Below are 19,675 nucleotides of genomic sequence, written 5' to 3'. Positions count from 1 at the left end.
ACGACGATGCAGCAGACTATGGGATGGGTGCAGTGGCTGACCTGGGGCACCGGTGTGACGGTGTTCGCGGTGGTGATCGGCCTGATCATCCGCAGCGTGCTGCGTGCGGCCCGGCGGGCGCCGGAGCAGCCGTCGGCCGCGGCGGCGCTGGCGCGTGAGGCGCAGCTGGCACCGGAGGTGCAGGCGGAGCTGGCGGCGTTGAATCACCGCAAGGATGAGGGCCAGATCACCGAGGCACAGTACGAGCAGCAGCGCGCGGAGTTGTTGCGCGGGCGGTGATTTCACCCCCGCAGGCGGGTGCCGGCTTCTTCAACCGGTACAGATCCAACCCACCCGCCCTCGGCGATCGCGCCTGCCCACTGACCACCATCTCCCCCGGCTTGTTCCAGTCCACCACCGGTGAACCGGTCTGCCCATCCGCCGTATTGAACGACAGCCCCAACGGCACAGCGGCCTGCGCGTAATCACACCCCACCACCCACACCTGCGACGTACTCTCCGCCGCCCGGGTAAATGCCAGCGCGCCCCGGTTGTCCAGCCAGGTCGCCCCCAGTTCGTCAGCGGCCGAATTCAACGGCTTCGGCAACGCCTGCGCGGCCCCGAACCCGTTCGCCTGCACATCAGCCCGGTACAGATCAAACCCACCCTGGCCCTGCTTCCCATTGCGTGCGAACAGCAGCATCAACCCATCCGGCCGCACTGCCGGGCTGCGCTCGTCATCACGGGTATTGAGCCCGGCCAGTGGCTCAGGCTTGCCCACGCTGCCGTCAGCAGCCACCGCCGACCGGTACAGGTCAAACCCACCACGTCCACCACTGCGGTCGGAAGCGAAGTACAGCCAGCGCCCGTCCGGGCTGTAGGCCGGATCGCGCTCATCGCGCGCGCTGTTGATGCCCAGCGGCTGTGGATCCTGCCAGCGCCCCTCGACCAGTCGTGCCTGCCACAGGTCCCAGCCACCGCTGCCGCCGGGGCGGTCGCTGGCCCAGACGATGCGCTGGCCGTCCGGGCTGATCGTGGCCTGGCTCTCGTTGGCCTTCGTCGACACCACGCCCATGCCCTCGATGCCAAACTCGGAAAGCGCCATCGCTGCGGGCGTGAAGAGTAAACTCAGGCTCAGCGCGAGCCATGTCGTGGGAGGTCGCATGCGGTCTTCCATCCGGGTTTGCAGTCAATCCAGTTCCGGAGTCTAGAACACCCATGAGCCCCCGTTACGCCGTCTTCGGTCAGCCCATCGCCCATTCGCTGTCGCCGCACATCCATGCCGCGTTCGCGCGCCAGGAAGGCATCGAGCTGGACTACACCGCCATTGAATCCTCGCCGGAAGGCTTTGCCGCCGCGCTGGAAAGCTTTGCCGCCAGCGGCGGAGCAGGGGCCAATGTCACCGCGCCGCTGAAGGAAACCGCGTTCGCGCTGTGCAAGACCTTCACCTCGCGCGCCAAGCTGGCCGGCTCGGTCAACACGCTGCTGCGCAAGGGCGACTACTGGCACGGCGACACCACCGACGGCGTCGGCCTGGTTCGCGACCTGACTGACCGCCACGAGCTGGATCTGCGCGGCCGCCGCGTGCTGCTGCTGGGCGCAGGCGGTTCGGCGCGCAGCGTGGCCCCGGCCCTGCTGGATGCCGGCATCCGTGAGCTGGTGGTGGTCAACCGCACCCCGGAACGCGCGGATGAGCTGGTCGACGCCATCGGCGAGCCGGGCCGCGCGCTCAGCCGCTACTGGGACGACCTGCGCGATCTGGGCGACTTCGAACTGATCGTCAATGCCACCTCGGCCGGCCGCGACCGCGAAGCGAAGTTCGAACTGCCGTTGTCGCTGGTCAACACCATGACCACGGCCGTGGACCTGAACTACGGCGATGCCGCCGTGGCCTTCCTGGCCTGGGCGCGCGCGGCCAGCTGCCGCAACATGGTTGACGGCCTGGGCATGCTGGTCGAGCAGGCTGCCTCCAGCTTCCAGCAGTGGCACGAAGTGCGCCCGGACACCGACCCGGTGTACGCCGAGCTGCGGGCGAAGAACGCGCTGGCGGGTGAGGAGTGAACGGCTCCATCGCCGACCTGTTCCTGTCGGTGCTGAGCTCGGCCGCCATGCGGCTGCCGATCCTGATCGCGGTCGCGGTCTCGGTGGTCTGGGTGCTGGGCAGCCCGCGCAGTCAGATCCGCACCGTGGCGCTGTGGGGCCTGGGGCTGATGGCGTTCACCAGCCTGCTCGGCATGCTGGCCAACGCGGTGCCGCAGGTGCTGATCTACCAGGGCAACTTCGATGCCATGCGCGGGATCGGCATGGTGATGGGGTTCGTCCATTTCGGACTCAACCTGCTCATGGCGCTGTCGGTGGTGCTGGTGGTCTGGGCCATGACCCGGTCGCTGCGCGACCGCACGCCGCCGGCCGCGCCTCCGTCACGCACCTGAACCATCGCGGCAAATCCCGACGGCCCCGGGCCGTCGGGTCGTGAGAAAATACCGGCCATGAATCATGGCAGGACCCCGCCGGCGTGACCGAAAAAGTTGAAGCCCCGCGCGCGCTGAACGACGAGCTCAAGACCGTCATCCGTGACGCTTACGCCAAGCTGCAGGCCAATACCCCCGGCTTCAGCACCCGGCGTTCGCAGAGCCAGATGATCGGCGTGGTCTCGCGTGCACTGTCGCAAAGCGGTGGCGTGGGCGTGGTTGAAGCGCCCACCGGCGTCGGCAAAAGCCTGGGCTACCTCACCGCCGGCGTGCCGATTGCCCTGGCCACGAAGAAGAAGCTGGTGATCAGCACCGGCACCGTGGCGCTGCAGTCGCAGCTGGTGGAACGGGACATTCCCAACTTCCTCAAGGCTACCGGCCTGGATGCCACCGTGGCGCTGGCCAAAGGCCGCACCCGTTACCTGTGCACCCGTAACGCGGCTGAAGCGCACGGTGAAGGCGCGCAGGAGGGCATGTTCGAGGACGAACAGCCGCTGTTTGACCGCCCGCTGGCCCCCATCGAGATGGATCTGGCGCAGAAGCTGAGCAAGGAGTTCGTCGAAGGGCGCTGGAATGGCGACCTCGACAACGCACCCGAGAACATCACGCCTTCGCTGCGCTCGCGCATCACCACTCCCGCCTCCGGCTGCGCCGGGCGCAAGTGCGCGTATTCCTCGCAATGCGCGGTGCTGCGTGCGCGCAACACCGTGCGCGACGCGCAGATCGTGGTCACCAACCACGCGCTGCTGCTGTCGGCGCTGTCCATTGGCGAGAGCGACAACGGCCAGCCGTTGATCGCGCCGCCCTCGGACATGCTGCTGGTGCTGGACGAAGGCCACCACATCGGCAATGTGGCCATCGACCAGGGTGCAGCCAGCCTCGCGCTGGACGAGATGGCCAAGCGCACCGGTCGCCTGCAGGTGCTGATTGCCGCCGCCTATCGCGCGGTGGACAAGGACAAGCTGGGCAACCTGCTGCCGAACGAGGCCATCGAGGTCGCGGCCAAGGTCAGCAAGCAGCTGCGTGCCTTCCACGATGTCATCAACCGCAGCTGGCAGCCGGATCCAACCGCCCAGGAGCCGATGTGGCGCGCCCCCAATGGCCGCCTGCCGGACATCTGGATGGCCGACATCGAAGCGCTGGCCGACGACACCCGCTCGTTGTTCAACTGGGCGCACGCCGCCACTGCGCAGGTGGCCAAGGGCAAGCCGGAAGACGCCGCGCGTGAGCGCCTGCAGCGCAACCTGGGCATGGCGCTGGAAATGGTGGAGCAGCAGCACAACCTGTGGACCACCTGGCGGCGCGAGGACAAGGACGGCCAGCCGCCCACCGCGCGTTGGATCACCCTGTCACGCGATGGTGATCTGATCCTGCACGGCTCGCCGGTGTCGGCCGCCAATGTCCTGCGCAAGCTTCTGTGGGACGAAGTGGATTCGGTGGTGATGACTTCAGCCACACTGACCGGCGGGGGTGATTTCCAGACCCTGGCGATCGATAACGGCATTCCGCAGGAGGCCGAAATGGTCTCGCTGGCCTCGCCGTTCGACCTGCCCAACCAGGCCGAGCTGATTGTGCCCGCGTTCCCGGTGACGCCGGATGACCGCGAGCGTCATCCCAAGGAAGTGGCGAAATATCTGGTCAGCGAGCTGGATTGGGGCAAGGGCAGCATCGTGCTGTTCACGTCGCGCTGGAAGATGGAGAAGGTCGCCGAACTGATGCCGGCGGCGCAGCGCAAGCAGGTGCTGGTGCAGGGCGAGACCGCCAAGCAGAAGATGATTGATGAGCATCTGCGCCGCACGGCGGCGGGCGAGGGCTCGGTGCTGTTCGGGTTGAACTCGTTTGGTGAAGGTCTGGATCTGCCGGGTGAAGCCTGTACCACGGTGGTGATCACCCAGGTGCCGTTCGCGGTGCCGACCGATCCGCAGACCTCCACGTTGAGTGAGTGGATGGAAAGCCGGGGGTTGAATGCGTTCAACCTGATCGCCATTCCGCACGCGCTGCGCACGCTGACCCAGTTCGCCGGGCGCCTGATTCGTACCTCGACCGATACCGGCCGCGTGATCATTCTGGATTCGCGGTTGCTGAGCCGGCGTTACGGCAAACGCATCATCGATGCGTTGCCGCCGTTCAAGCGCGTGATCGGGTAATCCGGCACGGTGCAGCCACGCAGGGCGTGGCTCTACGATCGTGTCGCCGGTAGGTCACGACCGTTGGTCGTGACGGGCCTTCACCAGCATGCGCTCAATCGCCTTGCGCATCATCGCCCGATTCCGTCCCAGCTTCATCCACCCGGGCAGGCGCGAAAACATCGAGCCATTGCTGACCCCGGCGCGCTCGCGCAGCGGCGAGACCACGTACTCGTGCAGCGCCTGCAGATGCGCGGCGTTGTACGCCCACAGCACCCCGGCACGGGTAGGTTCCACCAGCAGCAGCGGCAGGCCGAAATGCGGATCGTTGGCCTCGCCTTCTCGCACGCGCTGGCCACTGACGCTGACCTCGCTGCTTCGCCCGCAGTGGGGGCACAGCCCTGACACAACAGTGGGGGCAGGCTGACCCGGCTTGCCCGCCACACACGCACACACCCACTGATGGCCACAGTAGCCACATGGACGACGTCCGCCGTAATGCACGGGCCCCACCCAATCGCCGGCCGCGCTATCGAGAGCAGCACCACAGCTGCCGCAGCGAAAGCGCGCCGTCCAGTGATACGGACGCCAGTCCGCCAGCACCCAGCCGGGTGCATCGCAGCGGTGGCAATGCACCGCCACGCGGTCGGCATAGCGGGTCAGCCGGTGGCCGTCGTCCAGATGCCGCCCGGCCACCGGGGCCGGACGCAATGAGCGATTCCGGCGTATCGCCATCTCAGACGAAGATGCGGGTGGGCGCTTCGTCGATGATCGCGTGCGGCACGAAGCGGGCGCTGTCGCGGGTGATCCGGCTGTTGTCTTCGCGGATACCCATGCCGCAGGCATGGTCGCCCACGACCCAGCTGCCGATCAGCGGATAGCCGCCCTCAAATGCAGTCAGCGGGTGCGCGGCCTGGCGGATCGCCGGGCCGGTGTACGGACCTTCGCTCTCCTGCCAGCTGCCATCGGACAGGTGCAGGGCGATATTGGCCCCCTCACGCGAGAACAGCGGCTTGCGCACCCAGCCGGCCGGCAGCGCGCTGCCATCGTCGAAGTGCGCTTCCAGCAGGTTCGGATGACCGCGATGGCGCTGCCACAACAGCGGCAGCACGCCCTTGTTGCTCAGCACCGCCTTCCACGCCGGTTCCAGCAGCTGCACGCCCGATGCCGGCAGCGCCTGACCGAACGATTCGTTCATCAGGTCTTCCAGCGGGTACAGCTTGAACAGACTGCCGATGACGGTGTCATCCAGCGCGGTGAAACGGCCATCTTCCGACAGGCCGATGTCTTCAATCGAAATCGCCTCGCCACGCAGCCCGGCCTGCGCCGCGCAGTCACGCAGATAGGAAACGGTGCCCTGGTCTTCCTCGGAACTGCCTACGGCGCTGAAATACAGCGGCGGCGGCAGCTGCGCGGACAGCTCGCCGAAGCGCTCCACCAGCGCCTCATGGATGGCATTGAACTGGTCGGCATGAGCCGGCAGGCGGCCCTGGTTGCGCTGGTCTTCCAGCCATTGCCACTGGAAGAACGACGCCTCGAACAGCGAGGTCGGCGTGTCGTAATTGAGCTCATAGAGCTTGGCCGGGCCGGAACCGTCATAGGCGAAGTCCAGCCGCCCATACAGATGCGGCTCGCGACGCTGCCAGCTGCCGGCGATCCAGTCGCGGAACGCCGGCGGAATGGCCAGCTGGTCCATCAGCTGTTCGCTGCGCACCACCTCATCGACCAGGTCCAGCGCCATCGCATGCAGCTCGGCGCTGGGGTCTTCGATGTCCTGTTCGATCTGGCGCAGGGTGAACGCGTAGTACGCGGTTTCATCCCAGTACGGCAGGCCATCAATGGTGTGGAAGCGAAAACCGGATTCCTCGGCCCGAGCGCGCCACTGGCTGCGCTCGGCAATACGCACGCGCTGCATCGATCAGCCGCCGAAGCTGCTGCGGCTGCTGCTGGTGCTGCCAAAGCCGCCACGGCTGGCGGTCACGGCGCGGTTCGGGGTGCTGGTCACCGGGGCCAGGCCGGCCTTGCCCGCGCCGATGCCGCTGGCGGTGTTCAGGCCGCCGGTACCGCCCGGAGCCGGACGCGCCCAGCCCTTGGCCTTGTCCTGGTAGGCCGGGCTGGCCGCCGGGGCCTGTGCCAGGCCGGCACCGCGGTTGTTGAGCATCTGCGACATGAAGAAGCCCATCATCATCGGCCCGATGAACGAGTGGCCGGTGCTGGTCTTCTGTTCCACGCACTGTTCTGCGTTGTACTCGGCTTCGCATTCTGCACGCGAGGCGTACTTGGGGGCCGCATCGGCCGACTGCTTCTGCGCTTCAGCAAAGGCCGTACGGCACGCCGACGGGTCGCCGGTTGCGTCGGAGCAGGCCTGCACCGAGGTGTACAGCCCTTCCTGCACCTGCACGCCTTCATCCTTGGAGCAGGCGGTGAACAGCAGCGGTGCGGCGCTCATCAGCAGCAGCGCGGTGGTCCTGGAACGTTTCATGGCGTCATGCCCCCCTTTTCGGTTAACCCCCCAATGATGCCTTATCAGGGGCTGCAACCAAAATCAGCAAAGCGCGGAAAGTGAACGGCATTTCAGGAATCGCGGGGCCGGCAGTTGCAAACGCAACCCTTTTTTTTGGGCAGAATCGGGAAAAACCCCCGCCGTACGGCCCGCCAGATCGCTGCCAGCCCCATGCCTGAATACCGCTCCCGCACCTCCACCGCCGGCCGCAACATGGCCGGGGCCCGCGCCCTGTGGCGCGCCACCGGCATGACCGACGCCGACTTCCACAAGCCGATCATCGCCATCGCCAACTCGTTCACCCAGTTCGTGCCCGGCCACGTGCACCTCAAGGACCTGGGCCAGTTGGTGGCGCGCGAGATCGAACAGGTTGGCGGTGTGGCCAAGGAGTTCAACACCATCGCGGTGGATGACGGCATCGCCATGGGCCACGACGGCATGCTGTATTCGCTGCCCAGCCGCGAGATCATCGCCGACTCTGTGGAGTACATGGTCAACGCGCACTGCGCCGACGCGCTGGTGTGCATTTCCAACTGCGACAAGATCACCCCGGGCATGCTGATGGCGGCGCTGCGCCTGAACATCCCGGTGGTGTTCGTGTCCGGCGGACCGATGGAAGCCGGCAAAACCAAGCTGGCCGAGCACAAGCTGGACCTGGTGGATGCGATGGTGATCGCCGCCGACGCCAGCGCCCCGGACGAAAAAGTGGCCGAATACGAACGCAGCGCCTGCCCGACCTGTGGCTCGTGCTCGGGCATGTTCACCGCCAACTCGATGAACTGCCTGACCGAAGCGCTGGGGCTGTCGCTGCCGGGCAACGGTTCCACCCTGGCCACGCATGCCGACCGCGAGCAGTTGTTCCGCCGCGCCGGACGGCTGGTGGTGGAGCTGTGTCACCGCTGGTACGGCGGTGAAGACCCGACGGCCTTGCCACGCGGCATCGCCACCCATGCCGCCTTCGAGAACGCGATGACCCTGGATATCGCCATGGGCGGGTCCACCAACACCATCCTGCACCTGCTGGCCGCGGCGCAGGAAGCCGAGGTGAATTTCGACCTGCATGCCATCGATGCGCTGTCGCGCCGCGTGCCACAGTTGTGCAAGGTGGCCCCGAACACGCCGAAGTACCACATGGAAGACGTGCACCGCGCCGGCGGTGTGTTCGCCATTCTGGGCGCGCTGGCACGCGGCGGGCTGCTGCACGACCAGGTGCCTACGGTGCACAGCCGCACCTTGGCGGACGCGATTGCGCGCTGGGACGTGACCGCCACCGACGATGCGCGCGTGCATGAATTCTTCAGTGCCGGCCCGGCCGGCGTTCCCACCCAGGTGGCTTTCAGCCAGTCCACACGCTGGCCCTCGCTGGATCTGGATCGCGTGGATGGCTGCATCCGCGACGTCGCGCATGCCTACTCGGCCGAAGGCGGGCTGGCGGTGCTGCGCGGCAATCTCGCCGAAGATGGTTGTGTGGTGAAGACCGCCGGCGTGGATGAATCCATTCACGTGTTCGAAGGCAACGCCCGCGTGTTTGAAAGCCAGGATGCCGCCGTACAGGGCATTCTGGCCGACGAAGTGGTCGCTGGCGATGTGGTGGTGATCCGCTACGAAGGGCCGCGCGGTGGACCGGGCATGCAGGAGATGCTGTACCCGACCAGTTACCTGAAGTCGAAGGGGCTGGGCAAGCAGTGTGCGTTGCTGACCGATGGGCGCTTCTCGGGCGGCACGTCAGGGTTGTCGATCGGGCATGCCTCACCGGAGGCGGCGGCAGGCGGTGCGATCGGGCTGGTACGCGATGGTGACCGCATCCGCATTGATATTCCGGCGCGACGGATTGATCTGCTGGTGGACGCGGCGACCTTGGATGCGCGGCGCGTTGAACAGGATGCGTTGGGGTGGAAGCCGCGCGAGGCGCGGCCGCGCAAAGTGACCGGCGCGTTGAAGGCGTATGCATTGTTGGCGACCAGTGCCGACAAGGGCGCGGTGCGGGATTTGAGCAAGGTGTGAGCGTCGGGCGGTTTGGGTCCGCGAAACCGGTAGGTACCGACCGTTGGTCGGTACGCCGTTACAACAACCCGTCGCGCTTCACCGCGAGATACCGCTCCACCAACGCGCCCGGCAATGCATCAGCCGTCACATCCAGCACCATCACCTTGTGGCTGCGCAGCGCCTCATGCGCATCGCTGCGCTGCTGCAGGTAGCGCGCGATCGCACCGGCCTGGGCGGCATCCTGCAGGGTCTCCACCTCGGCTTCCAGCGCGGTGTCCAGCTCGCGCTCGCGCAGGCTGGCCACGCACACCAGGTGCTGGCGCTGCAGCAGGCGCACCGCCACCAGCAGGTCTTCGATGTCCTCGTCACGTACGTTGGTGACCAGCATCACCAGCGAACGCCGGCGCTGGCGCAGGCTCAGTTCGGTGGCGGCGGCCAGATAGTCGGTGGCCACGGGCTGCGCCTGCAGGTCATAGCTGGCGCGCAGCAGTGAATCAATCGCGCCCATGCCACGCTGCGGAGCCACCCAGCGGCTGTCGCCGCCGGTGGCGAACAGGCCGACGCCGTCGCCCTGGCGCAGCGCCAGGTACGACACCACCAGCGAGGCGTTGAGCACGTGGTCGAAGTGCGAAAGACCGCCTTCGCTGGCCATCATGCGCCGGCCGGTGTCGATCATCAGCACCAGCTGCTGGTTTTTCTCATCCTGGTACTCACGCGAGATCAGCTTGCGCGCGCGTGAGGTCGCCTTCCAGTCGATCTGGCGCAGGCTGTCGCCCAGCCGGTATTCGCGCATCTGGTGGAAGTCGGTACCTTCGCCACGCCGGCGCTTAAGGTGCGCGCCGACCAGCCGCGAGGCCTGTTCGGCACTGAACAAGGCGAAACGAGTCAGCGGCGCGAAGTTGGGATACACCCGCACCGTCAGTGCCGGTGGCAGCATTCGGCGCTGCCGCCACAGCCGCCACGGCGCATGCAGGCGCAGATGCACGCCTTCAAAAGTGAAGCGGCCGCGCGCGGTGGGTGTCAATCGATACTCGACGCTGCTGGCCACCAGCGGCTTCAATGCCAGCGTGCGCGGCAGGCCCTGCAGCGACCATTCGCCCGGGACCAGGTCGAACAGCTCCACGCGCTGGCGCAGGCTGGATTCCAAGCGCACAGTGACCTTGCGCTCGACGTTCAACGCCAGCGCTTCTGGCAGCTCACGTTGCACTGTCGGCGAAGGCTGCGCACGCAGGCGCAACGCATCGACCAGTGCCAGCAGCGCGATGCCACCCGCGCTGGCCCACCAGGACCAGGTCGGCGCAAAGCCGAACGCCACCGCCAGGCCGAACAGCCCCCAGAGGGTCAGTAACGCCAGCAGGAGCGGCGCGGGCCTCACTTGCGCGGCGCTTCCACCTTGGCCAGCAGCGCGGCCAAGGCATCGTCGGCCGACTGGCCTTCAATCTGCAGCTCCGGGGCCAGCGCGATGCGGTGGCGCAGGGCCGGGCGGGCCACTTCGCGCACGTCGTCCGGGGTAACGAAGTCGCGGCCGGACAGCACGGCCTGGGCGCGCGCTGCACGCACCAGCGCGATGCTGCCGCGCGGACCGGCACCGAGTGCGATACCCGGGAAACGGCGGGTGGCCGCGACGATGCGCACGGCGTAGTCGATCACCTCCGGGTCCACCGTGATCGCGGCGGTGGCCTGCTGCAGCGCCACCACCTCGGCGGCGTTGAGCACGCGCGGCACCTGCGACAGGTCGAAGTCCGACGCACTGCGGCCGGTGGTGATCGCATCGACCATGCGCTTTTCGTCTTCCAGCTGCGGGTAGTCGATCAGCACCTTCAACAGGAAACGATCCAGCTGGGCTTCCGGCAGCGGATAGGTACCTTCCTGCTCGACCGGGTTCTGCGTGGCCAGCGCCAGGAACGGCGGGGTCAGTGCGAACGACTTGCCTTCAATGGTGACCTGGCCTTCCTGCATCACCTCCAGCAGCGCCGACTGGGTCTTGGCAGGTGCGCGGTTGATTTCGTCGGCCAGCAGCAGGTTGGTGAACACCGGGCCGCGACGGATCTTGAAGCTCTCCGACTTCGGGTCGTACACCGCATGCCCGCTGACGTCGCTGGGCATCAGGTCGGGGGTGAACTGCACGCGGCCGTAGTCGAGCTCCAGGGCCTGCGCCAGGGCACGCACCAGCAGGGTCTTGCCCAGCCCGGGCACGCCCTCGATCAGCACGTGGCCACCGGCCAGCAGTGCGATCAGGATCTGGTCCAGCACTTCGGCCTGGCCAATGAAGGCACGGCCTACGGCTTCGCGGATGGCATCCACGCGCTCGACCAGGTTCTGCCCGGACGGCGCGGACGGGGACAGCGGCGGCGGAGTGTTCGGCTCGGTCATAGCAGGTTTCTCATCTGGATCAGCAGGCGGATGCGCTCACGCAGCGCTTTGGTGTCCTGGGACGCCGGCGACTGCAACGCGGTCTGTACACGGGAAACGGGCCACTGCAGCAAAGTGGCGATGGCATGGGCCTGGGCGTCGCCGCTGAGTGCGGCGGCGGTGGGCGCGCGACGCCGCAGGCGGGCCAGGAAGGCGCGGCGCACGGCGTCGTACAGCAGGGGCGTCTTGCCATGCCGCAGCAGGTGCTCGCCGCTGGCGCGCACGTGCTCCAGCAACGAACGGCGGTCGCCGGCCGGTGCCGGCAGCACGCTGCCCATGCGCTGCGCGCGCTGCCACAGCCAGCCCAGCAGGGCCAGCAGCAGCGGTACCCACACCGGCCAGCCCTGGTAGAAGATGCGGTGCCACAGCGTGGGCGGACGCGAACCGTATACCAGCCACATGGTGCCCTTGCCGTAGTTCGGGGCCAGCAGGTAACGGGTGAGGTCGCGATGCGAGATGTCGTGCAGGCCGTCGGCCAGGCTGCCCTTTGGGTCTTCGGCATCGAAATGGCGCGGCGTGCCTTCCATGAAGGTCATGTCCGACACCACATCGACCGTGCCCTGGCCCTTGCGCAGGCGTGCAAACACCAGGCCATCGTCGTCGCCCCAGCGCCGCTCCACGCGCACGCCGTCCACGTCATCAAGCTCGAAGCGCCGGCCGCGGCAGAACTCGCTGTGTCCCGGATCGTCGGCCACGTGGAACGCCTTGCACGCGCTTTCGTAGAACTCGCTGTACACCCCAAGCGTGTCCAGCAGCGTGCCCTGGGGAGCTTCTTCGTCCTTGAAGGTCGGGGGCGTGCGCAGCAGCAGATGGCCGCCACGGCCCACCCAGTCCAGCAGGGCGTGCGCCGTACTGGGCGGCACATCGACGCTGTCCTTGAGCAGCACCACGGTATCGCCGGGTTGCAGCGCCATGCGGCCCAGGTCCACGCGCGCCAATGACTGCGCCTGGATGCCATCGGCCTGCAGCGCCTTGCCCAGCGCATATAACGGGTTGTAACTAGCCTCGCCCTGCGGCGGCAGGTGCTCGGTGCGGGTGATGCGCTCGTGGTTGCGCAGGAACAGGATCGCCAGCGGAACGCCCAGCACCAGCAGGGCCAGGGTGATCAGTGCCCAACGAAGACGATTGCTCATGCGCGCCACCGGAACTGCTGCTGCAGGGTGGTGGCCAGTTCATCGAACTCGTCGGTCTCAGGCAGGCGGCCGGCGTAGGCGGCGTACTGCCACACCCGCACGATGCGCGCGAACAGGGTGCGGTCGGCTTCTTCCGGCATGCGACGCGACGCGCGCAGGCACTGCGATTCGGTGGCACCGGGGGGCAGCACCACGTCGGCGCGCTCGCTCATGCTGTCCACGCTGGCGCGGTACAGCAGCGCCAGCGCGGCACGTGGCCGTCCCTGCTGCCACAGGTCGCGCGCACGCGCGGCCGGATCCGGCGGCACCACGTCGGGAATGCTGACCGCTTCCTCGTGTACCGCGGAGGCGGCCTGCGCACGGCGCGCGCCGCTGCCACGCAGCCAGCGGATCCACCACGGCGAGGTGGCCAGCAGAATGATCACCAGCACGCCGACCACGCCCCACAGCAGCCATTCGGCAATCTGCGCCGGCAGCTTTGGGCCCTTGCGGTTGGCGTTGGCGTCGCTGTCCTTCTTGTCCTTCTCCTTCTTTTCCTTGTCTTTCTCCTGGGTCGGCTCCCAGGTGGTGACCTCGCGCGTGGGCGTGATCAGCGGATCTTCGTAGGCGCGCTGCACGGCCTGGCGGAAGCCGGCGGTGTCGGGCCTGGGGCCGCCGAAGATGACCTCGGCGGTGTTGGACGGGTCATCCGCGGGAACCGTGTCGCTGTCTTCGTCCTCTTCTTCGTCCTCGTAGGCTTCGTCGTCATCGCCGTGCGAATCAGGCGCTGCGCACTGCTGCGCCTGTTCCCGTTCCGGCGACTCCTGCGCGTGCAGCCCGCCCAGCGGCCACACCAGCACCAGTGCCAGCACCAGCAACGGGGCCGCCTGCTGCAGGCGATCACGCAGCCGGCGGAACGCGATCTCCACGTCCCACGCTTCCATCTCGGTGCGACGGTTGAGGTACAGCGCGAATCCCGCCCCGGCATAGAACGGGCTGATCAGGGTGGCCGCGAACCAGAAGAAGAAGTTCACCCCCAGCTTGGCCCACGGCGGCATCAGCTCGGTGACCATCGCCCATGCGGCCCGCCAGGAATCAGACAGCAGGTCGAACGGGACGAACATGAAAATGCAGGCAATTAGCCCGGCCACGATCACCAGTTCGAACACCATGCAGACCGTGGTCAACAGGGTGGCATGGCTGAAGGCGCTGCTGAGAATGGCGCGGCGGCGCTGGCCGCGGTGGGTGGCGTCGCTGCCCTCAAGCAGGTTCACCGGCAGCAGCAGCGAGCGGAACGGGCTGAAACGACGCCAGCCCAGGTAACCCCAGAAACCATTCCAGCCCCAGCGGCGCTGCGCGCGCAGGGTCTGCCAAGGCGTCGGCTCATCGCCAAACACGCCGCGCGAGATCACATACAGCGCCAGCCGGTCGGATACCGGCTTCAGCCACCACATCAGCAGCCAGGCGAGGAAGAAGCTGTCGGTCCACCAGGCCAACGCGTTGACCCCAGCGAACAGCGGCAGGCCCACATACAGCAGCGGCAGCCAGATCGCGCGGGCATGTCGGCGCACCAGCGCGGTGCCCAGCTCCATCGCTTCCCATTCCGAGCGGGCGCGCAGATTGACGTTGAGCTGGTCAATGCGCATGGCCGCTCCCGCGTCCACCGCGCCACAGCCAAACGAACACCAGCGTCCACAACACGCCGGCCACGCTGTACTTGCCCCACGCCGGTACTTCGGCAATGGAGGACCAGAACGCCTCGATGAAGGCCGCCACCAGCAGCATGAAGGCCACGCCCAGGCACAGCTTCGCGCCGATCACGCCGCCTTCGACCAGCGCATCGATGCGCCGACGCCGGCCCGGGGCCAGCAGCTTCATGCCCAGCTGCAGGCCGGCACCGCCGGCAATCACAATGGCGGTGAGCTCGAACGAGCCGTGCCCGCAGACGAAGCGCCAGAACGGGTCGCCGTGGCCGATGTGCTGCAGGTGGCCGGCCACCGCGCCGATGGTGAGTCCGTTGAACAGCAGGACCAGCACCGTGCCCACGCCGGCCAGCAGGCCGCTGGCGAAGGTGCGCAGGCCGATGCTGATGTTGTTCATGATGTAGTAGCCGAACATCATCCAGTCGGTGCCGCTGTCGCGGCCCAGGCGTGGTGCGCTGGGGTCGTACATGCGCTCCATCTCGCCGACCTGGGCCGGGTCCATCAGCATGTGGATCACGTCCGGGTGCCATTGAATCAGCGCGAAGCTGCCAACCAGCGGCAGCACGAACAGCGCCGTGGCGACCCACATGCTGCGCGCCTGGCTGCGCACCAGCAGCGGGAAATCGGCCAGCAGGAATTCCAGCGCCCGTCGCCAGCGTGCCGGCGGGGTGCGATAGAGCAGGCCATGGCCCTGCTGCATCAGCTGCTGCAAGCGTGCGACCAGCTGCGGGCTGTAGCCGCGCTTGCGGGCCAGCGCCAGCTGCTGGCACAGCCGCCGGTAGCGCTGCGGAATGTCTTCATCGTTCAACAGGGCCGGGTCGGGCGTGCGCCGGGCACGCGGCCCGGCACTGCCACGCAGCGCCAGCCAGCGCTCCAGCGCCTGCCATTCTTCCTGGTAACGCGCGACGAACTGTTCCTGTCTCATCGCCGCCCCAGCAGCCAGTTGGCCATGGCGTAGAGGCGTAGTACGCCGACCTGCCCGTGCCCGCCACTGAGCTCGCCGGCAATGTCGGCCAGCTCCTGCTGGCGCGCACCGGACAGGCGCGGCGCACGCTCGGCGAAGGCCACCACGGCGGCCTGTTCGGCCGGCTGCAGCGGCTGCGGCGGAGCCAGAACGGTGTCGATGGCCAGCGCGGCCGCGAACGGCTGCACCACGTCGTGCACCACCACGGTGCCGGCGACCAGGTCGCCGAGGCGACGGCCATGCGGGTCGAACAGGCTGGAGAGCAGGCCCAACGCGTAGCCAAACGGCAGCATGTCCACGGTGCGCAGCAGGTTGCGGGTGATCGAGGCCATCCAGCCGATCGGCGCACCGTCCTGCGCGACCACGCGCAGGCCGAGCACGCGCTTGCCCAGGGTTCGGCCCCAGACGGCTTCCTGCACGATGGTGTAGGCCCACATGGTCAGGAACATCAGGCAGGCATAAATGCCTTGGCCGAACTCGCCGAGGAAGGCCAGCGGAATGCTGAGCATCAGCAGGCCGGCCGCACGGATCACGAAGTCGATGGCCCAGGCCAGTGCGCGCGGAATCGGACCGGCTGCCGGCAGGTGCAGCGGCACGCCTTCGGGCGTGATCACTTCACGGTAGGTGTCCAGCATTCGTGCGCTCATGCGCACCTGTTGGAGTTGGGGTGCCGGAATCCTCTCCGGACGGCGGCCAACGGCATGGGGGGTCTCGACAGCTTCCTGGTCGGAGTCCGACTTTACCACGGGTCGCGCCGGTCTCCGTCTGGCCGCGCGCGTCATGCCATGTAGAGCCGGGCAAGCCCGGCTCTACGTCGAACGGGTCACATCCCCAGGTACTTGTCCTTCAACCGCACGTAGTGATCCGCCGAGTAATGCAGCGACTCGATTTCCTTCTCGCTCAAGCGTCGCGCCGGTCGCGCCGGGTTGCCCACCCACAACTCGCCTTCGCCCACCACCTTGCCCGGGCCGACCACTGCACCAGCCCCGACAAAGGCATGCTTCGCCACGGTGGCCCCGTCCAGAATGCAGGCTCCCATGCCGATCAGGCTGTAATCGCCAATGGTGCAGGCATGGATGATGGTGCCGTGGCCCACGGTGACGCCCTCGCCGATCAGCGTCGGGTGGCCGGCCTTGTTGTACGGGCTGTGGTGGCTGACATGGATGATGGTGCCGTCCTGGATGTTGCTGCGTGCGCCAATGCGCACGTGGTTCACATCACCACGGACGACGCAGCCTGGCCATACCGAGACATCCTCGCCCAGCACCACGTCGCCGATGATGGTGCAGGCCGGGTCCACGTAGCAGCGCTCGCCGACGGTGGGGAAGGTGTCGAGGAAGGGGCGCAGGGGAGACATGGCGGGTTCCGGTAAAGGCAGGTTGCCATGATATATCGCGCGTCGTCAGGCGACGCGCGAACGCCGCGCGCGCTCCAGATGCACCAGCAGCAGGGAGATCGCCGCCGGGGTCATGCCGGGGATGCGCTGCGCCTGGCCGATGGTCTGCGGACGCACGCGCTCCAGCTTCTGCTGCACCTCGGCCGACAGCCCACGCACGCTGGCGTAATCGAAGGCGACATCGATGGCGGTGTTCTCGTGCCGCTGCTGGCGCTCGATTTCCTCGCGCTGGCGATCCAGATAACCGGCGTACTTGACCCCGATCTCCACCTGTTCGGCCACCTTGGCATCTTCCACGCCCGGGCCCAATGACGGCACCTGCATCAGCTTGGCGTAGTCCAGCTCCGGGCGCTTGATCAGGTCCAGCACGTTGGTCTCGCGGCTGACCGCCACGCCCAGCGTGGCTTCCACTTCGCGGCCCAGTGCGTTGCCCGGCGTCGCCCACAGCGCCTTCAGGCGGGCCGACTCGGTGGCCACCGCGTCCTGCTTGGCCTGGAACGCGTTCCAGCGGCGGTCGTCGACCACGCCGAGTTCGCGGCCAATGCCGGTCAGGCGCACGTCGGCGTTGTCCTCGCGCAGCTGCAGCCGGTATTCGGCGCGGCTGGTGAACATGCGGTAGGGCTCGGTGGTGCCGTGGGTGATCAGGTCATCCACCAGCACACCCAGATAGGCTTCGTCGCGGCGCGGGCACCAGCCGGCCTCATCGCGCACCCGGCGCGCGGCATTGAGACCGGCCAGCAGGCCCTGTGCGGCGGCCTCCTCATAGCCGGTGGTGCCGTTGATCTGGCCGGCGAAGAACAGGCCGGACACCGCCTTGGTTTCCAGCGTGTTGTTCAGGCCGCGCGGGTCGAAGAAGTCGTACTCGATCGCATAGCCCGGGCGGGTGATATGCGCGTTCTCGAAACCGCGGATGCTGCGCACCAACGCCAGCTGCACGTCGAACGGCAGCGAGGTGGAAATGCCGTTGGGGTAGATCTCCACCACGTCCAGCCCCTCGGGCTCGACAAATATCTGGTGGCTGGCCTTTTCGGCGAAACGCACCACCTTGTCTTCAATGGACGGGCAGTAGCGCGGGCCGATGCCTTCGATCTGGCCGCTGTACAGCGGGCTGCGGTGCAGGGCGCTGCGGATGATCTCGTGGGTGTGCTCGCTGGTATGGGTGATCCAGCAGCTCACCTGCGCCGGGTGCTCGGACACATCGCCCAGGAACGACATCACCGGTCGCGGGTCGTCGCCGGGCTGCTCTTCCATCACGCTGTAGTCCAGCGAGCGCCCGTCGATGCGCGGCGGCGTGCCGGTCTTGAGCCGGTCGATGGCGAACGGGCGCTCGCGCAGGCGCGCGGCCAGCGTGGTCGCCGGTGGGTCGCCCATGCGCCCGGCCGCGTACTGGGTCTGGCCGACATGGATCTTGCCAGCCAGGAAGGTGCCGGCGGTCAGCACCACCGCCGGCGCATTGAACTGCAGGCCGGTCTGGGTGATGACGCCACGCACGGCGTCGCCGTCGATGATCAGGTCATCCACGGCCGCCTGGAACACGGTCAGGTTGGCCTGCGCCTCGACGATGCCACGGATGGCCATGCGGTACAGGTTGCGGTCGGCCTGGCAGCGGGTGGCGCGCACCGCCGGCCCCTTGGAGGCATTGAGCGTGCGCCACTGGATGCCCGCGCGGTCAGCGGCGTGGGCCATGGCTCCACCCAGCGCGTCGATCTCCTTGACCAGATGGCCCTTGCCGATGCCACCGATGGCCGGGTTGCAGCTCATTGCGCCAATGGTTTCCACGTTGTGGGTCAGCAGCAGCGTGCGCACGCCCGTGCGGGCCGCGGCCAGCGCAGCTTCAGTGCCGGCATGGCCGCCACCGATGACGATGACGTCGTAGTCGTAGAAGGAATCGGTCATGTAAGGCTCGGACGGGGCCTTGGCGGCCCAGGTCAGCCCTGGAGCAGGGCGAGGGCGTTGATTTTACAGCGGAATGCTTCGGGAGGTTGCAGGGCCCCATTCATAAAAAAATCTGAAATCCACCCTCAAGTTGGCACGCAAAGTGCAGATAACCCAATAGCACCCAGGGTGGCAGGCGCTGAAAAGCGCTACGAACCGGAATTGGAACAGGGGCCGGTTCTTGCGCATCCCGGGGAAGCGAAGGGGCCGACAGTCGGGGGACTGTCGGCCCCGTTTTTAAGGCGGAACTTCCCCCAGCTGCACCAAAACAAAAGGCCCCGCCATTGGCGGGGCCTTCTGCTTTGTAGGTGCCGACATCCGACAGGGCCGGAACAGGGGGGATCCAGATGTTCCTGTCGGATATCGACGTAGAGCTCGATGTGACGCCCCGTGTCGCTTTTGTCACTTTGTGACCGGGGCGGTCACTGCCTGCGTAGATTGAACTGGCGGGCGGGTGAAAATCAAGCGGCAATCAGTTCTCTTGTGTGCGCTGGTTCAACTTATTCATATTCCGCCAGGGCGAGCCGCTCGGGCGCGACTGCGCGGGACGCGGCGGCGGGGCCGGTCGCGACTGCGGAGCCGGTGCCGGGCGCGATTGCGGCGGGCGGCCGACCGAGTCCATGTTCCGCCACGGCGAACCGCCGTTGTAGTTCGGACGCGGACGATCCGGCGGGCGCGGCGGCGGCGGGCCGTTGCCATGGTCCGGACGCGGCGGCGGGCGGTGATTGTGCGGCGGGCGGTAGTTCGGGTACGGGCGATAGATCGGGCGGTTGTAATAGCCGCCGCCGTAGTTGTAGTAGCCACCACCGTAATAGCCGCTGCCGTAGCCATAGGGATAGCCGTACGGGTAGCGGTATTCCACCGACGGTGCGCCGTGGTAGTAACCGCTGCCACCGCCGCCGCCCCCACCAACATAGTCGTAGGTGGCGCAGCCGGACAGGGCCAACAACAGGCCACCGGCGAACATCAGGCGCATTTTCATGATCGGGTCCCCCCAAGGGTTCTGGGTCCAGCTTCGGGCCGGGGCATTGAATAGGCCCTTAACTCAGCCCGCTCTGGATGAATGCAGGCCATCGTCGCACCTCGCG

At 67.4% G+C, this 19,675-nt stretch carries 18 protein-coding genes; 5 read left to right on the top strand and 13 right to left on the bottom strand.

Annotated features, from left to right (window positions below; genetic code table 11):
* Window positions 1-6 precede the first annotated feature (6 nt).
* A complete protein-coding gene (locus PDM29_RS06025; protein WP_311192965.1) occupies window positions 7-279 on the top strand; it encodes an SHOCT domain-containing protein in 273 nt (90 codons plus the stop codon).
* Here PDM29_RS06025 and PDM29_RS06020 read toward each other — a convergent pair.
* The gene (locus PDM29_RS06020; RefSeq protein ID WP_311193728.1) at window positions 227-1,144 is read right to left on the bottom strand and encodes a TolB family protein; all 918 of its coding nucleotides are present in this window, start codon (window positions 1,142-1,144) and stop codon (window positions 227-229) included. The genes PDM29_RS06025 and PDM29_RS06020 overlap by 53 nt on opposite strands.
* Before the next feature lie 53 nt (window positions 1,145-1,197).
* Between PDM29_RS06020 and aroE the strand changes: the two genes are divergently transcribed.
* From aroE to dinG, 3 genes are all read left to right on the top strand, one after another.
* Window positions 1,198-2,040 (top strand): shikimate dehydrogenase, encoded by an 843-nt coding sequence (gene aroE / locus PDM29_RS06015; protein WP_311192964.1) that lies wholly within the window; start codon window positions 1,198-1,200, stop codon window positions 2,038-2,040.
* Complete coding sequence (locus PDM29_RS06010) at window positions 2,037-2,411, top strand: hypothetical protein (RefSeq protein ID WP_311192963.1); 375 nt, start codon at window positions 2,037-2,039, stop codon at window positions 2,409-2,411. The genes aroE and PDM29_RS06010 overlap by 4 nt, the downstream gene beginning before the upstream one ends.
* An 83-nt stretch (window positions 2,412-2,494) precedes the next feature.
* Complete coding sequence (gene dinG, locus PDM29_RS06005) at window positions 2,495-4,597, top strand: ATP-dependent DNA helicase DinG (protein ID WP_311192962.1); 2,103 nt, start codon at window positions 2,495-2,497, stop codon at window positions 4,595-4,597.
* A 54-nt stretch (window positions 4,598-4,651) separates the two neighbouring features.
* On the opposite strand, the gene PDM29_RS06000 is transcribed toward dinG, so the two are convergent.
* Genes PDM29_RS06000 through PDM29_RS05990 form a run of 3 tightly spaced genes read right to left on the bottom strand, consistent with a single transcriptional unit; the run spans window position 4,652 to window position 7,058 of the window.
* Window positions 4,652-5,287, bottom strand: a complete 636-nt coding sequence (locus PDM29_RS06000) for a hypothetical protein (protein WP_311192961.1) — start codon at window positions 5,285-5,287, stop codon at window positions 4,652-4,654.
* A gap of 25 nt (window positions 5,288-5,312) precedes the next feature.
* Window positions 5,313-6,491 carry a glutathionylspermidine synthase family protein gene (locus tag PDM29_RS05995; protein ID WP_311192960.1) on the bottom strand — a complete coding sequence of 393 codons (1,179 nt, stop codon included), beginning with the start codon at window positions 6,489-6,491 and terminating at the stop codon, window positions 5,313-5,315.
* Between the two features lie 3 nt (window positions 6,492-6,494).
* Complete coding sequence (locus tag PDM29_RS05990) at window positions 6,495-7,058, bottom strand: DUF1190 domain-containing protein (RefSeq protein ID WP_311192959.1); 564 nt, start codon at window positions 7,056-7,058, stop codon at window positions 6,495-6,497.
* A 192-nt stretch (window positions 7,059-7,250) separates the two neighbouring features.
* Here PDM29_RS05990 and ilvD point away from each other — a divergent pair, with 192 nt between their 5' ends.
* Entirely contained in the window at window positions 7,251-9,083 is a 1,833-nt protein-coding gene (ilvD, locus tag PDM29_RS05985) for a dihydroxy-acid dehydratase (protein WP_311192958.1), read from the top strand.
* Window positions 9,084-9,141: 58 nt separating this feature from the next.
* Here the strand turns inward: ilvD and PDM29_RS05980 are convergent, their stop codons facing one another.
* The 9 genes from PDM29_RS05980 to PDM29_RS05940 all read right to left on the bottom strand — a co-directional run bounded on the left by PDM29_RS05980 (window position 9,142) and on the right by PDM29_RS05940 (window position 19,569).
* Window positions 9,142-10,440, bottom strand: a complete 1,299-nt coding sequence (locus PDM29_RS05980; RefSeq protein ID WP_311192957.1) for a DUF58 domain-containing protein — start codon at window positions 10,438-10,440, stop codon at window positions 9,142-9,144.
* A complete protein-coding gene (locus PDM29_RS05975; protein WP_311192956.1) occupies window positions 10,437-11,438 on the bottom strand; it encodes an AAA family ATPase in 1,002 nt (333 codons plus the stop codon). The genes PDM29_RS05980 and PDM29_RS05975 overlap by 4 nt, the downstream gene beginning before the upstream one ends.
* A complete protein-coding gene (locus PDM29_RS05970; RefSeq protein ID WP_311192955.1) occupies window positions 11,435-12,610 on the bottom strand; it encodes a DUF4350 domain-containing protein in 1,176 nt (391 codons plus the stop codon). The genes PDM29_RS05975 and PDM29_RS05970 overlap by 4 nt, the downstream gene beginning before the upstream one ends.
* Window positions 12,607-14,235: a DUF4129 domain-containing protein gene (locus PDM29_RS05965; RefSeq protein ID WP_311192954.1), complete on the bottom strand. Its 1,629-nt coding sequence runs from the start codon at window positions 14,233-14,235 to the stop codon at window positions 12,607-12,609. The genes PDM29_RS05970 and PDM29_RS05965 overlap by 4 nt, the downstream gene beginning before the upstream one ends.
* Window positions 14,225-15,217, bottom strand: coding sequence for a stage II sporulation protein M (locus PDM29_RS05960; RefSeq protein ID WP_311192953.1), 993 nt, complete (start codon window positions 15,215-15,217; stop codon window positions 14,225-14,227). Before PDM29_RS05960 ends, PDM29_RS05965 begins: the two co-directional genes overlap by 11 nt.
* A complete protein-coding gene (locus tag PDM29_RS05955; RefSeq protein WP_311192952.1) occupies window positions 15,214-15,903 on the bottom strand; it encodes an RDD family protein in 690 nt (229 codons plus the stop codon). The genes PDM29_RS05960 and PDM29_RS05955 overlap by 4 nt, the downstream gene beginning before the upstream one ends.
* Before the next feature lie 176 nt (window positions 15,904-16,079).
* A complete protein-coding gene (locus PDM29_RS05950) occupies window positions 16,080-16,613 on the bottom strand; it encodes a gamma carbonic anhydrase family protein (RefSeq protein ID WP_311192951.1) in 534 nt (177 codons plus the stop codon).
* A gap of 45 nt (window positions 16,614-16,658) precedes the next feature.
* Window positions 16,659-18,548, bottom strand: coding sequence for a tRNA uridine-5-carboxymethylaminomethyl(34) synthesis enzyme MnmG (gene mnmG / locus PDM29_RS05945; protein ID WP_311192950.1), 1,890 nt, complete (start codon window positions 18,546-18,548; stop codon window positions 16,659-16,661).
* 511 nt (window positions 18,549-19,059) lie between these two features.
* On the bottom strand, window positions 19,060-19,569 hold the full coding sequence (locus PDM29_RS05940) for a hypothetical protein (RefSeq protein WP_311192949.1): 510 nt from the start codon (window positions 19,567-19,569) through the stop codon (window positions 19,060-19,062).
* Window positions 19,570-19,675 lie beyond the last annotated feature (106 nt).

It is taken from the genome of Stenotrophomonas oahuensis (genome assembly GCF_031834595.1).
Lineage (GTDB): Bacteria > Pseudomonadota > Gammaproteobacteria > Xanthomonadales > Xanthomonadaceae > Stenotrophomonas > Stenotrophomonas oahuensis.
Note: the sequence above shows the minus strand (reverse complement) of the source record. Positions and strands in the feature narration are given on the sequence as shown.

What these genes read in the sequence shown, in the direction of transcription:
- PDM29_RS06025 (WP_311192965.1), top strand. Translation starts at nt 7, where the DNA reads ATGCAGCAGACTATGGGATGGGTGCAGTGGCTGACCTGGGGCACCGGT.
- PDM29_RS06020 (WP_311193728.1), bottom strand. Translation starts at nt 1,144, where the DNA reads ATGCGACCTCCCACGACATGGCTCGCGCTGAGCCTGAGTTTACTCTTC.
- aroE (WP_311192964.1), top strand. Translation starts at nt 1,198, where the DNA reads ATGAGCCCCCGTTACGCCGTCTTCGGTCAGCCCATCGCCCATTCGCTG.
- PDM29_RS05995 (WP_311192960.1), bottom strand. Translation starts at nt 6,491, where the DNA reads ATGCAGCGCGTGCGTATTGCCGAGCGCAGCCAGTGGCGCGCTCGGGCC.
- PDM29_RS05990 (WP_311192959.1), bottom strand. Translation starts at nt 7,058, where the DNA reads ATGAAACGTTCCAGGACCACCGCGCTGCTGCTGATGAGCGCCGCACCG.
- ilvD (WP_311192958.1), top strand. Translation starts at nt 7,251, where the DNA reads ATGCCTGAATACCGCTCCCGCACCTCCACCGCCGGCCGCAACATGGCC.
- PDM29_RS05975 (WP_311192956.1), bottom strand. Translation starts at nt 11,438, where the DNA reads ATGACCGAGCCGAACACTCCGCCGCCGCTGTCCCCGTCCGCGCCGTCC.
- PDM29_RS05970 (WP_311192955.1), bottom strand. Translation starts at nt 12,610, where the DNA reads ATGAGCAATCGTCTTCGTTGGGCACTGATCACCCTGGCCCTGCTGGTG.
- PDM29_RS05965 (WP_311192954.1), bottom strand. Translation starts at nt 14,235, where the DNA reads ATGCGCATTGACCAGCTCAACGTCAATCTGCGCGCCCGCTCGGAATGG.
- PDM29_RS05960 (WP_311192953.1), bottom strand. Translation starts at nt 15,217, where the DNA reads ATGAGACAGGAACAGTTCGTCGCGCGTTACCAGGAAGAATGGCAGGCG.
- PDM29_RS05955 (WP_311192952.1), bottom strand. Translation starts at nt 15,903, where the DNA reads ATGAGCGCACGAATGCTGGACACCTACCGTGAAGTGATCACGCCCGAA.
- PDM29_RS05950 (WP_311192951.1), bottom strand. Translation starts at nt 16,613, where the DNA reads ATGTCTCCCCTGCGCCCCTTCCTCGACACCTTCCCCACCGTCGGCGAG.
- mnmG (WP_311192950.1), bottom strand. Translation starts at nt 18,548, where the DNA reads ATGACCGATTCCTTCTACGACTACGACGTCATCGTCATCGGTGGCGGC.
- PDM29_RS05940 (WP_311192949.1), bottom strand. Translation starts at nt 19,569, where the DNA reads ATGAAAATGCGCCTGATGTTCGCCGGTGGCCTGTTGTTGGCCCTGTCC.